This is a genomic window from Vibrio sp. QJM3NY_39, from assembly GCF_057785895.1.
Map to the genome: position 1 here is coordinate 82,236 of NZ_CM173505.1, position 15,139 is coordinate 97,374.

At 45.3% G+C, this 15,139-nt stretch carries 12 protein-coding genes; 9 read left to right on the plus strand and 3 right to left on the minus strand.

The window, feature by feature from the left end; translation table 11 throughout:
• Positions 1 to 6 precede the first annotated feature (6 nt).
• On the minus strand, positions 7 to 735 hold the full coding sequence (locus tag AC3CHU_RS00365) for a uroporphyrinogen-III synthase (RefSeq protein ID WP_054548359.1): 729 nt from the start codon (positions 733 to 735) through the stop codon (positions 7 to 9).
• A gap of 2 nt (positions 736 to 737) precedes the next feature.
• Entirely contained in the window at positions 738 to 1,676 is a 939-nt protein-coding gene (gene hemC / locus AC3CHU_RS00370) for a hydroxymethylbilane synthase (protein WP_009848205.1), read from the minus strand.
• Positions 1,677 to 2,020: 344 nt separating this feature from the next.
• On the opposite strand from hemC, the gene AC3CHU_RS00375 reads away from it, so the two are divergent.
• Positions 2,021 to 4,549: a class I adenylate cyclase gene (locus AC3CHU_RS00375; RefSeq protein WP_017084846.1), complete on the plus strand. Its 2,529-nt coding sequence runs from the start codon at positions 2,021 to 2,023 to the stop codon at positions 4,547 to 4,549.
• Positions 4,550 to 4,617: 68 nt separating this feature from the next.
• On the opposite strand, the gene cyaY is transcribed toward AC3CHU_RS00375, so the two are convergent.
• Positions 4,618 to 4,932: an iron donor protein CyaY gene (gene cyaY / locus AC3CHU_RS00380; RefSeq protein ID WP_146458265.1), complete on the minus strand. Its 315-nt coding sequence runs from the start codon at positions 4,930 to 4,932 to the stop codon at positions 4,618 to 4,620.
• Between the two features lie 75 nt (positions 4,933 to 5,007).
• Here cyaY and lptM point away from each other — a divergent pair, with 75 nt between their 5' ends.
• The 8 genes from lptM to AC3CHU_RS00420 all read left to right on the plus strand — a co-directional run bounded on the left by lptM (position 5,008) and on the right by AC3CHU_RS00420 (position 14,980).
• Positions 5,008 to 5,124 carry an LPS translocon maturation chaperone LptM gene (lptM, locus tag AC3CHU_RS00385; RefSeq protein WP_425336951.1) on the plus strand — a complete coding sequence of 39 codons (117 nt, stop codon included), beginning with the start codon at positions 5,008 to 5,010 and terminating at the stop codon, positions 5,122 to 5,124.
• A 42-nt stretch (positions 5,125 to 5,166) separates the two neighbouring features.
• Complete coding sequence (lysA, locus tag AC3CHU_RS00390; protein WP_004736616.1) at positions 5,167 to 6,420, plus strand: diaminopimelate decarboxylase; 1,254 nt, start codon at positions 5,167 to 5,169, stop codon at positions 6,418 to 6,420.
• A gap of 11 nt (positions 6,421 to 6,431) precedes the next feature.
• The gene (dapF, locus tag AC3CHU_RS00395; RefSeq protein WP_004736615.1) at positions 6,432 to 7,262 is read left to right on the plus strand and encodes a diaminopimelate epimerase; all 831 of its coding nucleotides are present in this window, start codon (positions 6,432 to 6,434) and stop codon (positions 7,260 to 7,262) included.
• A 44-nt stretch (positions 7,263 to 7,306) separates the two neighbouring features.
• Positions 7,307 to 8,005, plus strand: coding sequence for a DUF484 family protein (locus AC3CHU_RS00400; RefSeq protein WP_065205723.1), 699 nt, complete (start codon positions 7,307 to 7,309; stop codon positions 8,003 to 8,005).
• Entirely contained in the window at positions 7,974 to 8,906 is a 933-nt protein-coding gene (gene xerC / locus AC3CHU_RS00405; protein ID WP_171309430.1) for a tyrosine recombinase XerC, read from the plus strand. Before AC3CHU_RS00400 ends, xerC begins: the two co-directional genes overlap by 32 nt.
• Positions 8,907 to 8,921: 15 nt before the next feature.
• Positions 8,922 to 9,638, plus strand: coding sequence for a 5-amino-6-(5-phospho-D-ribitylamino)uracil phosphatase YigB (gene yigB / locus AC3CHU_RS00410; protein ID WP_171309429.1), 717 nt, complete (start codon positions 8,922 to 8,924; stop codon positions 9,636 to 9,638).
• A 170-nt stretch (positions 9,639 to 9,808) separates the two neighbouring features.
• Positions 9,809 to 12,307, plus strand: coding sequence for a bifunctional diguanylate cyclase/phosphodiesterase (locus tag AC3CHU_RS00415; RefSeq protein WP_488524928.1), 2,499 nt, complete (start codon positions 9,809 to 9,811; stop codon positions 12,305 to 12,307).
• A gap of 192 nt (positions 12,308 to 12,499) precedes the next feature.
• Positions 12,500 to 14,980: a bifunctional diguanylate cyclase/phosphodiesterase gene (locus tag AC3CHU_RS00420; RefSeq protein ID WP_488525461.1), complete on the plus strand. Its 2,481-nt coding sequence runs from the start codon at positions 12,500 to 12,502 to the stop codon at positions 14,978 to 14,980.
• Positions 14,981 to 15,139: the final 159 nt, after the last annotated feature.

Genomic DNA, 15,139 nt, shown 5'->3' on the forward strand with positions numbered 1-15,139 from the left:
TTCTAGCTAGGGCCGGAGAGCAGCCAGTAATATTTGGTTCGTAGCACTGTGAGTATTGGTTACGTTCGAGAAACCGAGTTGTTGTGCTCGTTCTACTATGCGCTGGCTTGGGACAAATAGTTGTCTCGTTGAAAGCCAAGCCAAATACTCATCAGGGGTAATTGAGCAGAGATACTCCAATTGTTCCTGACTAGTGATGACAACTTTGGACGTTTTTTTGTTTATCCATGTTTGATAGATATTGTGATCGTTAATGGGAATATATTCTCTACGGTAGGTCTCACAATAAGAGACTTGTGCACCTCGATTGAGTAAAGAATCTCGAATGAGCTCACGCCCACCATTTCCACGCAGTATCAAAATGGATTTATTATCTACGCCATTAAGTTCAGTAAGTTTGAGAAGATGTTCACTATCACTCACTTGGGGATAGTTTACTTTTTGTTTACTAACTTTGCTTAAAACGTGCGCAGTTTTTTGACCAACGCCAAGATAAAGCGGCGAAGTTGGCCAAATAGATGAAGTTTTCGAAAGGATGCTTTGGGCAGCGGTCACAGCGTGGTGACTGACTGCAATAATGATATCGCTGTTATTAAGCTGGGTGCTTAAATCCGATGAGTGTGGATTATCAACGATACGAATAAGCGGATGATGGATTGCTTGAATCCCTTCATCCGCTAGTTGTTGGCAAAGCGATTGTCCCTCTGAGCCGGGACGTGTCACCAACACTGTCATGATTATTCTTGGTCAGCGTAGAGCTTGGTTAAGATTTCTCTCGCGCCATCATCCAGCAACTGATTTGCCAGAGTAACGCCAAGCGCTTCTGCATCTTTGCGAAGGCCAGAGATCTCACCACGAACCATTTTAGAACCATCTGGTTCGCCTACTAATGCACGTAGCCAGATATTATCGCCATCTAATAATGAGTAGCTGCCGATAGGCACCTGACAACCACCTTCTAGGGTAAGGTTCATTGCACGTTCGCACAGTACACGATCAGCCGTGTCTTTATGATTCAGTGGTTCAAGGAGTTTAATCAGACGCTCGTCATCAAGGCGACACTCAATACCAACAGCGCCTTGGCCAACAGCAGGGAGAGACTGCTCTGGTTCGATGAAGCTACGAATACGCTCTTCTAGCTCTAGACGTTTAAGACCTGCAGCAGCCAGTACGATCGCATCGTATTGACCATCATCGAGTTTACCTAGACGAGTACCAACATTGCCGCGCAGTTCTTTGATGATCAGATCTGGGCGGTATTCTAGCAACTGACATTGACGACGCAGGCTACACGTACCCACGACAGCACCTTGTGGTAGCTCGTCGATGTTGTTGTAAGTGTTTGAAACGAAAGCATCACGAGGGTCTTCGCGTTCACAGATAGTTACTAGACCTAGACCTTCAGGGAAGTCGACCGGTACATCTTTCATTGAGTGAACGGCTAGGTCAGCACGGCCTTCTAGCATCGCCACTTCGAGTTCTTTAACGAACAGCCCTTTACCACCCACTTTAGCCAGCGGGGTATCTAGGATGATGTCACCTTTGGTCACCATAGTTACCAACTCAACCTCTAAACCAGGGTGAGCAGCTTGCAGTGCATCCCTTACAAAGTATGCCTGCCAAAGGGCAAGAGGGCTTTTTCTGGTCGCGATACGGATTGGTGCTGAATTTGTCATGGTGTTTCCGATATAGGTTCTGTAATAGGCTAATCCTACCATTGTGAGGCGAAAATTCTTACTGTTTGATCATTCCATGCTTTGATAGCTGAGGGATTTTCATGAGTTCACCAAAATAGTGTGATTGGTATCTCATTTGAAACATGGGCTATTATTAGAAATAGGTAATAAAGAGGACACTACGGCGCCGTGAGTTTAACTTTTTGTCATCAAGGCATTGGCCAGTATGACAGGTTCCTTTGCTTTACCATTAAGGGTAAAAGTGTTAAATTGATCACGTTTTGTTGCTCCTTTCGTTCAGTAACTAAACAGAAGTGCATTTAATCTCAAACCAAGGACTTACCTTGCAGGCTTACACTCAGACTTTGATTCAACGATTAGACAATCTTAATCAGCAGCGCATTGATCGTGCGTTGGCGTTGATGAATGTCCAAGGCCAGCGAGTTTTCAACCTTATTCCTGCACTACTTCACTTCAATCATCCCATGATGCCTGGTTATTATGACCAACAAGTTCCTTTTGGAATTCGCAGCTTCACGCCTAATGAATTCCAAAAGCAATTTGTCTCTGATACCGAATTAACGCTGGGTGGAAAACTCACCGAGGCTGCTGAACCGGCAATCCTGGGCTTGTACACCATGGGCAGTACTTCTTCTATTGGCCAAAGCACTTCAAGTGATCTCGATATCTGGGTGTGTGTTTCTCCGGATATGGATGGCGCATCTCGCGACAGCCTTACCAACAAATGTCTGTTGATTACCGACTGGGCTGAAACCTTAGGGGTTGAAGCTAACTTCTTCTTGATGGATGAACAGCGTTTCCGCTCAAACCATTCTGAAGAGATGACCGGTGATAACTGTGGTTCTTCACAGCACTTATTACTGCTTGATGAGTTCTATCGCTCTGCCGTTCGTTTGGCTGGCCAGCGTTTGTTGTGGCAAATAATTCCGCCAGAAATGGAAGAGTGTTACGACGAGTATGTCCAAGGCCTGTGTCAGGATGGTTATCTTGATTGCTCGCAGTGGATCGATTTCGGCAAGCTGAACCGCATCCCTGCTGAAGAGTACTTTGGTTCAAACCTGTGGCAGCTTTATAAGAGTATCGACTCACCGTATAAATCGGTTTTGAAGGCGATCCTGTTAGAAGCTTATTCATGGGAATACCCAAACACCCAACTGCTTAGTATTGATACCAAGCGTCGCTTCTTCGCGGATGAACCGGATCTGTATGGCATGGATAGCTATTATCTGATGCTTGAGAAGGTAACGCGCTATCTAGAACGCATTAACGACCACACTCGATTGGACTTGGTGAGACGTTGTTTCTACCTTAAGACCCACGAGAAGTTGTCACGAGATGCGGGCATTGGTTCTGTTGCGTGGCGTCGTGAGGCCTTAACTGAGATGACTAAGTCTTGGAATTGGGGACATGAAACCATTGCTGAGCTCGATAACCGCCGTAACTGGAAGGTAGAGCAGGTTAAAGTGGTACACCATGCACTGCTTGATGCCTTGATGCTGAGCTACCGCAATCTGATTCAATTTGCGCGTCGTAACGACATCACTTCGGCAATCAGCCCACAAGATATTAGTATCTTGGCTCGTAAGCTTTACGCTGCGTTTGAGGTGTTGCCGGGTAAAGTGACACTACTGAACCCACAAATCTCTCCTGATCTTCATGAACCAGACTTGAGCTTCATCGAAGTTCGTCAGGGTCAGTCGAATAAAGCCGGTTGGTACTTGTATAAGCAGCCACTGGTAGCGCATCGTATTCTTGGTCAGCCTTCACTTGAGCACCATGAGTACTTGAGTAAACTGGTTGCTTGGTCATTCTTTAATGGCTTGATTACAGAGTCGACGCGTTTGCACTCTGTGGTACGTGATGCTCAGATTGATATCGATAAGTTCTATCAAATGGTGAGCGATCTGCGCAATACTTTCTCTTTACGTAAGCGCCGCCCGAGCATGCAAGCACTGGCGAGCCCGTGTGAAATAAGCCAGCTAGCGATGTTCATCAATTTTGAAAGTGACCCAACTTCTGAATTAAGTGGTCGTGCGTTGAAGGTTGATCTTAAGAACGCCGATATCTTCAGTTTTGGTGAAGAGGGTAAGAGTTTAGTCGGAAGTGTTGATCTGGTTTATCGTAACTCTTGGCATGAAGTACGTACGCTTCATTTCCAAGGTGATACTGCAATGCTCGACGCGTTGAAGACGGTACTTGGTAAAATGCACCAAGATGCTTTACCGCCAGAATCGGTCGATGTGTTCTGTTACAGCAAAAACCTGCGTGGTGTGATGCGTAATATGGTGTATCAACTGCTTGCTGAGTGTATCGACTTACGCTTGAAACCGATTGAGCCAGAGAAACGCCGCCGTTTTAAAGCTATTCGCTTAGCCAACAAGATGTTTGGCCTGTTTTTTGAACGTCGAGGCGTTTCGGTGCAGATGCTGGAAAACTCGGTCGATTTCTATCGTAGTATCTCGACGAATAAGCTGAAGGGCTCACCTTTACTGATGCTCGATAAAGAGCAAGAGTATCAGTTACCAGAAGTGGTTGATGGTTTTGCGAGTGAAGGTTTAATTCAATTTTTCTTTGAGGATACCGATAAAGGTTTCAATATTTATGTATTGGACGAGTCGAATCAAGTTGAGGTGTATCACCAATACAGCGGTGAAAAAGATGAGATGATCGCGAGCGTGAATTCTTTCTACACTTCAGTAAAAGATGAGTCGAAGGTGTCGTCTAAGTTGATTAATTTCAATCTACCTCAGTACTACCAAATCGTTCATCCTGAAGAAGGTAACTCTTATGTGGTGCCTTACCGTAACGATGCGACTTTAGCTTCTCGGAGCTCAAAGATAGTCAACATCTAGGCTTATTCTCGATAATTGATATTAAGAAAGGAGTGATTGATTCACTCCTTTTTGTTTTTTACCAATAATTAGATCCAATTGATCTCTTCATCTGCGTGTTTTTCGCATTCTTCTTTGACCATCTCAAACAATTCCATACCCGTCTTTGAGCATGTCCATTTGTCATCAACTAGCTTGAAGTGAAAACCACCAGATTTAGACGCTAACCAGATTTCTTTCATTGGTTCTTGGCGGTTGATAATGATTTGGCTGCGGTTCTCAAACTCCAGCGTCATTACGTTACCAGTCACTTCGTAATCAATATCTGCCTCTGATTCATCGATAGCTTCTTCGATGTTTTGCATCTGTATATCGACCAGTTGATGAAATTCAGTCTCGTTCATCCTTTCTATCCTATTGCTTTTCCTGAGTGTGGTGCGATTATAGGGGGCATTGAGTTAATAATCACGATATGCAAAATGAAAAAATTAATTACCGCTCTGTTTATGGTGTCCGTTATTGGACTTTCTGGTTGTGGTCAAACAGGTCCGTTGTACGATCCTGATGCAGTACAGCAAACTGAACAATCAGAATAAGTGAAAACACGCAGAAATCGTTATTTATAAGGGATAAGAACTTTGGATTACTTCAACTATCAGGAAGATGGCCAGCTTTGGGCTGAGGACGTCGCACTTTCACAACTAGCAGAGCAATATGGTACTCCGTTGTACGTATATTCTCGTGCAACATTAGAACGCCATTGGAATGCGTTTGATTCATCGGTTGGTGAGCATCCACACTTGGTGTGTTATGCCGTTAAAGCTAACTCGAACCTTGGCGTGTTGAATACTTTGGCTCGCATGGGCTCAGGTTTCGACATCGTTTCTGGCGGTGAGCTAGAGCGTGTGGTTGCTGCGGGTGGCGATCCGGCTAAAGTTGTGTTTTCTGGTGTTGGCAAAACAGCCGCAGAAATGAAGCGTGCGCTTGAGTTGAACATTAAATGTTTCAACGTAGAGTCTGAGCCAGAACTGGAGCGACTGAATAAAGTGGCTGGTGAGCTTGGTGTTAAAGCGCCGATTTCACTGCGTATCAACCCTGATGTTGATGCGAACACTCACCCTTACATTTCTACGGGTCTGCGTGATAACAAGTTCGGCATTGCCTTCGACCGTGCTCCTGCAGTTTATGCGTTTGCAAAAACACTCGATAACTTGTCTATCCACGGTATTGATTGCCACATCGGTTCCCAATTAACGGATATCGAACCTTTTATCGATGCCACTGATCGTCTGCTTGCACTGATCGACCAACTACGTGCCAATGATATCAACATCAAGCACCTTGATGTTGGTGGCGGTTTGGGCGTGGTTTACCGAGATGAATTACCACCACAACCTTCAGATTACGCGAAGGCTTTGTTGGCTCGTCTAGACAATCATTCTGATCTAGAGTTGATTTTCGAGCCTGGAAGAGCGATTGCTGCGAACGCTGGTGTATTATTAACGAAAGTCGAGTTCCTGAAGCCAACAGAGCATAAGAACTTTGCCATCATCGATGCGGCAATGAACGATCTGATGCGCCCGGCACTTTACCAAGCTTGGCAGGATATTGTGCCAGTGAGCCCGCGTCAGGGTGAAGCGGTGACTTACGACTTGGTTGGCCCTATCTGTGAGACGGGTGACTTCCTAGGTAAGGATCGTGACCTTGTTCTTGAAGAAGGCGATCTACTGGCCGTTCGTTCTGCTGGTGCTTATGGCTTCGCTATGTCATCTAACTACAACACTCGTTCGCGTGCGGCTGAAGTGATGGTTGATGGCGATAAAACTCACTTGGTTCGTCAGCGTGAAGAGCTTACGAGTCTGTGGGAACTTGAAAACATTCTTCCGGAGTAATTTTAAGCGTTATGCACTTCCACTTTTCTAAAATGCATGGTTTGGGCAATGATTTCATGGTCGTGGACTGCATTACTCAAAATATTTTCTTTTCTCCAGATTTGATCCGTCGTTTGGCGGATCGTCACACTGGTGTGGGCTTTGATCAGCTACTTGTGGTTGAGGCTCCCTATGATCCAGAAACTGACTTCCATTATCGCATATTCAATGCGGATGGCAGTGAGGTGGAGCAGTGTGGCAATGGTGCGCGTTGTTTTGCTCGATTCGTTCGCATGAAAGGCTTAACGAATAAGTACAGCATCAACGTGAGCACCAAGAAAGGAAAAATGGTTCTCAAGATTGAAGACAATGACCAGATCACTGTCAACATGGGCATTCCTGAGTTTGAACCTGGCAAAATCCCATTCAAGGCAAAGCAGCCTGAGAAGACGTATATCTTAAGAACGGATGTACATACCTTGTTCTGTGGTGCCGTAAGTATGGGTAACCCGCACGTGGTTACCGTTGTTGATGATGTCGATACTGCAGATGTGGAGACCTTAGGTCCGCTTCTTGAATCACATGAACGCTTCCCTGAGCGTGTTAATGCTGGCTTTATGCAAGTGATTAACCGTGAAGAGGTTCGCTTGCGTGTTTATGAACGCGGTGCGGGTGAAACTCAGGCGTGTGGCAGCGGTGCATGTGGCGCGGTTGCGGTTGGTATCAATCAAGGTTTGCTGGCTGAGAACGTGAAAGTTCGTCTACCTGGTGGTGATTTGCAGATTAGTTGGCAAGGTCCGGGTAAACCTCTGTTTATGACTGGCCCGGCAACCCATGTGTTTGATGGTCAACTTTCTTGCTAATAAACATTCATAACCAATAGATTCATAAAAATAAAGGATAGGTTTTGTCTTACGTTCAAGCCGACGCACTCACCGCAGAAGTGGTCGCGGAATATTTACGTGATAACCCAGATTTTTTCCAAGACAGGAAAGGTTTGGTTGATCGCCTTGCTATCAATAATGTTGAGCAGGGTGCTGTTTCTCTGGTGGAGGTTCAGCTTAAACGCCAACGCCACCGAATCGAAGAGCTAGAGGAAGAAATCACTGGCTTGATGTCGTTGGCAGCGAATAACGATAAAACCTTCTATGAATTTATGGATCTGCAAGCTCACGTGCTGAAATGCAGTGACTTTATGCAGGTTATCAAGGCTGTTGAACAAAAAGCGTTAGATTTAGGGTTGAAGGCCCATGTACGAATTCTCTCGCAACCTGGCTTTTATAAGCTGAGTGAAGACCGCTATTCGAAGTTTTCGCTCAACCATTTCAATGGTAAAGATGCTTATCTAGGACGCTTGAGAAAAGCCGACAGACACGATTTGTTTGGTGATTTCCAAGTTCCAGAGCTAGGCTCTTATGTAGTACTACCACTTGCTAAGCAGTCTCCATTGGGTTTGCTTGCCTTTTCTAGTGAAGATGGCGGACATTTCCAACCTCATATGGATACGCTATTTTTACGCCATTTAGCACTTGTTGTGTCTCATTTGGCGGACACCTTACCTTGGCAGATAAATAATGAGCCTAGAGCCCAAAATACCTCTTCCTAACAGCCTTCAAAAGCCACTTTCTCGCTTCTATGAATATCTCAGAAGCGAGAAGGGACTCAGCCTGCACACCCAACGTAATTACAAACAACAACTTGAAACTATGGCTTCTCATTTGGTCACACTTGGACTGAAAGATTGGGGCCAAGTAGACGCGGCGTGGGTAAGACAACTTGCCAGTAAAGGCATGCGAGAAGGAATGAAAGCGAGCAGTATCGCGACGCGCTTATCGTCACTACGCAGCTTCTTTGATTTCCTTGTGTTACGTGGCGAAATGACTGCAAATCCAGCCAAAGGGGTTTCTGCACCTCGCAAACAGCGTCCTTTACCTAAAAATCTCGATGTCGATGAAGTCGGACAGTTGCTTGACGTGAATGAAGACGATCCATTATCGATTCGTGATCGAGCGATGATGGAGGTGATGTATGGTGCAGGTTTACGTCTCGCTGAACTGGTTGGCATCAATCTTAAAGATGTGCTGGGCCGGCAAGGCGAAATCCGAGTGATTGGTAAGGGCGACAAAGAACGCAAAGCACCGTTTTCAGGACTGGCTAAAGAGTGGGTCGATAAATGGCTCAAAGTGCGCGGTGATCTTGCTTCTCCGGGAGAAAAGGCCCTGTTTGTGTCCAAGTTAGGGACCCGGATCTCTCATCGCAGTGTGCAAAAGCGCATGGAAGAGTGGGGTAAGAAGCAATCCGTCGCGAGTCATATTAGCCCGCATAAACTGCGTCACTCCTTTGCAACTCACGTGCTTGAATCGAGCCAAAATCTGAGAGCTGTCCAAGAATTACTTGGGCATGAAAACATCTCAACCACCCAAATTTACACCCACTTGGACTTTCAACACTTAGCACAAGCTTACGATCAAGCTCACCCAAGAGCACGTAAGAAGAATAAAGAATAGATTAAAGGTTTTACTATGCGAATTTATCGAGGGTTAAAGTCCATCAAAGCCATGACCTTTGACTTGGATGACACCCTGTATGACAACTGGCCTGTGATCATGATGGTAGAAAAAGAGATGGCGCAGTGGCTTTACCAAAAGCACCCAGTGTCGGCTTCTTTATCGCTTGAAGAGTGGCAGGGCATTAAGCAGCAAGTCGCCTCTGAAAACCCAGCTTTAAAGCATGATGTTACCGTTTGGCGTGAAACACAGATTAAGAGTGGCTTACTGCAGTTGGGCTACTCTCAGCAGCAAGCTGAACAGGCGGCTCGTGAGGGGATAGAACATGCTTTGTGGTTGCGCAATCAAGTCGATGTCCCTCAAGAAACGCATCGAGTGATGGCAGAACTTAGCCAACGCATTCCTTTGGTTGCGATTACCAATGGCAATGTCGATCCACATAAAATTGGTTTAGGGCAGTATTTTCAACTAATCCTTAAAGCTGGCCCAAACGGTAGAGCAAAACCTTACCCAGATATGTTTGATAAAGCGCAACAATACTTAGATGTTGATGCCATCAACATTCTTCATGTGGGTGACCATCTGAGAACGGATGTTTACGGAGCTAAGCAAAATGGCTTCCAAGCATGCTGGTTTAATGACATTGGTTCCAATTTATACCTCTCTTCGAAGGCGAGTGTGCTGCCTGATGTTGAAATAGAGCAACTTAGCGATCTCATGCGACTAATTTAAAGACCTCTGTAAGCTTATTGTGTCGCATTTATGATATTGAATTGTTACATTAGTCGCAATTAAATGCCTGTTTAGGCTAGGATAATTGGCGACTACTTTTTATCGATTCATTTCAGTCATAGCAGTGGTTGCGGGTTCTTCACTTCACTCTATTTCGATCAAGGGTTGGCATGCAAACATTTACATTTCTCGCAAATACTGAGGAGCTATTTAAATCTCAATTTGATCAGCGAGAGTGGTGTGACAGCAAACAATATCTTATTCAACTTTTCTCTACCCAATCTTCTGATATGGCTCGTCGAATCGCGAGTGTTGCTCTCAATCGCCTAAGAAATGCCACCTTAATTGGCCAGAGTGCTCGTCATGTTATCTGTGACAATTGTCTTGAGAGTCGTTGTACCTTAATCATTATCAGTGAGTTTAATGAAACCCGTTTAACCTCCGCGGTTCAGCCTTTTACAGGCAACCCAAACCAAGACAGCCAAGAGCTCGCTTCTCAACTAGATCTCTCGAAAGATGCGAAAACGGTCATCAGCCTATGCGATCAGGTTGAAGGTCGTGATTACCCTATCTATAGCGCCTTTGAAAACCTACCCTATACATTGCCTGTTGCTGGTGGCTTGTGTCATGAGAATGAATACGGGCGTTGGGTTATGCATAATGAACAGACCTACCAACACGCTTGTGTGGCGGTGGCTCTGACTAACCCCAGATTGAAGGTTTGGTCAGATGCCTATTCTGAGTGGAACCCGATCGGGATGAAGCTACGAGTCACACATGCAGTCGGAAATCGCTTATACGCGTTGAACGACAAGCCGGCTATCGACGTATTCAAACATTATCTTGCTGATGGTAAAGATCTCCCTTTCAGTCAGCTGATGAGCTTTCCGCTTTATCGAGAGCTTGGCAGAAAGAAGGGCATATCGACACCGCTGCGTATTAATGATGATGGCAGTATCGAGTTTGATAGTCCTTGGCATGTCGGCGAAGAGGCACAGTTTTGTTATAACCATCCTTCTTTGACCGCAGAAAAAGTGCGTCACGGCGCTGAGATGCTTGCCATGCATCAGCCGGAATCGGTGATCATCTATAACTGCGTCTCTCGACTTGAATTTATCGACAGTAAACTTGAGCTCAAGCCATTTGAGGGGATAGTAAACGCGTGCGGCGCATACTGCATGGGTGAGCTATACCGCAACGACGATCGCCAAGAGATACTGCATCACAGCCTCACCTATATTGCGATGAGAGAGTCGGACGAGATTAATGAGTTTCGTTGTGATGATTTCCAGCGTGACTCAACGGTATCGCCACTGCTTAATCTCGTCAGAAATGCGGTGGCTGATCTCGACAGTATGAACACGCAGATGGAGAAAAAACTTCATCAACAGGCGCGTCGTTTAACCGAAAGCTACCGTATTGATTCCCGCACCGGGTTGCCCAACCGTATCGTGTTAAAAGAGCGCCTCAATACGATTCTCTTCAGTGAGCACTTACTGACGTTAAAGCTGACTAATTTCCATCAAGTTAACGAGAAGTATGGTTACCAAGTGGGTGACCAGCTGTTACTTGATCTGTCTAATCATTTTGTCGAGCGATTACACCTTAGTGTGGCTAAAGAATCTCAGGTGAAAGTAGAGCTGTTCAGCATTGGTATCGGTGAATGGGCGATCATTTTTAACGCCAATGTTGGCTGCGATAAGATAGAACAACGTTTCGTTGAGTTTGCTGATGATATTGAGCACATCAATTTTGAGCCGTATGGCTTGGCTGATATTGATTATCTGTCAGTTTCTCTGTGTGGCGGCTTCGCTAGTCGTTGCGACTTCCTAACTGATAGTGGTGATGAGATCTTATTGAAAGCGATCGAAGCTCGACGTTATGGGGTCAGGAATAACACTCACATCACCAATGCTAAAGACATTCAGGTGAGTGAAGAAGATCGTAAAGAGCAACTCGGCTGGCTGAGCTGTGTAAGTCGTGCGATTTTAGATCAGAACATCATCACTTATTCCCAGCCAATTGTGGCGTCCGGTACTCACGAAATGATTGGCCAAGAGTGCCTGGTCAGAATCATGGAGTCAGACGGTACCATTGTGCCACCAGGTAAGTTCTTGCCTATCATTGCCGACACGCACCTTTACACTCGCCTCAGCCGACACATGATTAAGAACACCATTGGTTATATGGCGGATAAGCAAAGCTCATTTTCTATCAATCTATCCCCACAAGATTTGTTGAGCGACAAGACGCTTGAGGTACTCGAGACCGCCATCAGTGCTATGAACGATCCCACTCGACTTGGCCTAGAGGTTCTTGAGTCTGAGCAGATTAAAGATTACGGTCGTATGATTGAGGTGTGTGATCACTTCCGTGCTCTTGGGGCGAGAATCATTGTTGATGACTTTGGGTCTGGCTATTCCAATATTGATGAGATCATTAAGCTTGAGCCGCAGATTATCAAGCTCGACGGTAGTCTGATTCGCAACATCGACAAAGACCAAAAACAAAGAAATATCGCCTCTCAGTTGGTTCGCTTATGCCAGGTGTTTAATGCGCAAACCGTCGCTGAATTTGTCCATAACCAACAGGTTTGTGAGATAGCAGAGCAAATGGGTGTCGATTATCTGCAGGGTTACTACTTTGGTGAGCCTAAGCGACTGTTTTAGTTGTTAAAGCTTTCCGTATCCTATTGTGACTTGCTTTAAAAAGTGTTCTGCCGCTATTGGTGACTGTTTTGGGTGGAATCAATGATGTCTAACTAACGTCACATTATTTATAAGACGATCGTAAGTATTCCGTGCAAGCCTTATCTATAATAAGCACAATAACCAATCATTAACGTAACGATTAATGTGAATATGCAATCGACCTCTCTCCTGATACAAGATATAGAGCAAACCCAGCGTGAATTGCAAAAGATAGATTTTCATCAACATGAAGACCTACTGATTCAGGTGTTTTCTTCTTTCGAGAAAGGTTCGGTTTTGGCTGCCTGCCAAGTGATTCAAGCGACTTTCCCTAATGCTAGGCTGATTGGCTGTAGTGCAAACCACTACATCAGCCAAGGCGTCATCCTGCATCAAGGTCTCTATCTTATTGTCACTCGCTTCGATGCGACCTCTTACACTTGTGGCGTTGTCGAATACAGCAAGCAACCACTATTAGATAGTCAATCGATGTGGCAGCAGCTTGAGTGTAATACCAATACTCAAAATATCATCTGTTTCGCCGATCGCTTGCAGATAAACAACCGCGACTTATTTTCAGCGTTTGAACAATCGAGATATTCATTGCCTATTTGTGGCGGTGCATCGACCATCACAGATAATGGGCGATGGGTAATGCTAGACGGCATTTGCTATGAGAATGCTTATGTGATGTTGGCGTTGCACAGTGTCGAGCTCGTAACCACCAAGGGTTATTACACCGAGTGGAACCCTATTGGCCGCACCTTTCGTGTCACTGGTGCTCAAGATAACCGGTTGGCTGAATTGGATGGTATGCCTGTTCGCGATCTTTATAATCGCTACCTTGCTGATGGCCTCGAAGTACCTTTCGAGCAACTGCATAATTTCCCCTTGATGGTCGGCGACCCGAAAGAGCAAAATATTCACTTGCCACTCAAGGTGAGAGAATGTGGAGAGATAGAATTTAGTGGTCATTTTCAGATTGGTGATGAGGTCAGGTTTTGTTACGACCATCCTTCACTGACCTTGGAGCAGATCCGACTCGGTGTACAACAGATTGCCTCTCATAAACCGGAGCAGTTTTTTATCTACAACTGCACCTCTCGTATCGATTTTATTGATGGTAACCAAGAAGTAGAGGTCTTCCAGACGCTCGCAGACACCTATGGAGTATACTGCATGGGAGAACTCTATCAAGATCGTGGCCAACAACGAATCCTGCATCATAGCCTCACTTATCTCGCGCTTAGAGAAGGTGAAGGCAAGGCTGTACAGCCATTAGAGACACAACCCACGACCAACATATCGCCTCTGTTTTCATTGATTCGAAATGCACTGCTTGATGTTGATGACATGAACAATAGCATGGCGAGTAAGATTCAGCAGCAAGCGACTGCATTGACGGCGAGCTACCGAATTGATCGTCGCACTGGGTTACCCAATAGAAGTGTACTGCGTGAGAAGCTGTCACAAATGAGCTCTGACAGTCATTTATTGGCTTTGAAGGTCACCACATTTGGTCAAATCAATGAGAAGTATGGTTATCGAGTAGGTGACAAACTTCTGCATGATCTGAGTGAGTACTTTCAGAAAGCACTGTGGCAGTTTTTTGATGAGGGTTGCCAGCTCTACAGTATTGGTATTGGTGAGTGGGCGGTGGTGTTTGATAGTTGGGCCAGCCAAGAACACATTCATCAGCGTTTCTCTGAATTTTCAGATCAAACCGAGCATGTTAATTTTGAGCCGATGGGGCTACCCGATATCGATTATCTTTCGGTTTCGGTCTGCGCAGGTGTCGCGAGTCGTCGCGATTTCCCTACGACCTCCATTGATGATTTATTACTGAAAGCGATTGAAGCTCGACGCAGCGCGGTGAGTCAGAATAAACATCTGGTGAGTGCCAAGGCGTTAATCCAATTAGAGAAGCATCGCCAAGAACAACTCGGTTGGCTATCGTGTGTCAGCCGCGCGGTGCTCAACCAAAATATTGTTGCTTGCTCGCAACCTATTGTATCGGCGCATAGCCATCAGGTAGAAAGCTATGAGTGCTTAGTTCGAATTGAAGAGGATGGTCAGTTGATTGCGCCGGGTAAGTTCTTGCCAATCATTGAAGGAACTCATCTCTATACGCGTTTAAGTCGCCAGATGATAACGCGTACCTTTGATTTTATGAGTCAGCGAACCGATTCGTTCTCAATTAACTTAGCACCACAAGATTTCAACAATGAGAAAACCATTCTTCACCTTGAACAAGCCATCAAAAAAATCAGTCACCCACAGCGTATTGGCTTAGAGGTGTTAGAAACGGAACAAATTCAGGATTACGGTCGCTTGATCGAGGTGTGTAATCACTTCCGAGATCTTGGTGTGAATATTATTGTCGATGACTTTGGTTCAGGCTATTCGAACATTGATGAGATCTTGAAACTGGAACCACAAGTGATAAAGCTTGATGGCAGTTTAATTCGCAATATCGATAAGGATAAAAAGCAACGCAAGATAGCGCAACAGCTGGTGAGCTTATGTCAGATTCTGAATGCTAAGACGGTGGCTGAATTTGTTCATAACGAACAGGTGTGTCGAATCGCAGAGGATATGGGTGTCGATTACCTGCAGGGTTACTACTTCGGCCAACCTCAGCGCTTATTCTGATAGGGAGAGTAAAATCTCTTTTCAGCGAACAGCCAGCGTGTGCGTTTCACGTGAAACACTAAATGGTTCAATAGATTAAAGTACGATGTGAAAAGGGTGAGCTTACGGCTCACCCTTTTTGTTTTTAGTATCTGTCCCGCCCTGAAATGTGCTTATTGC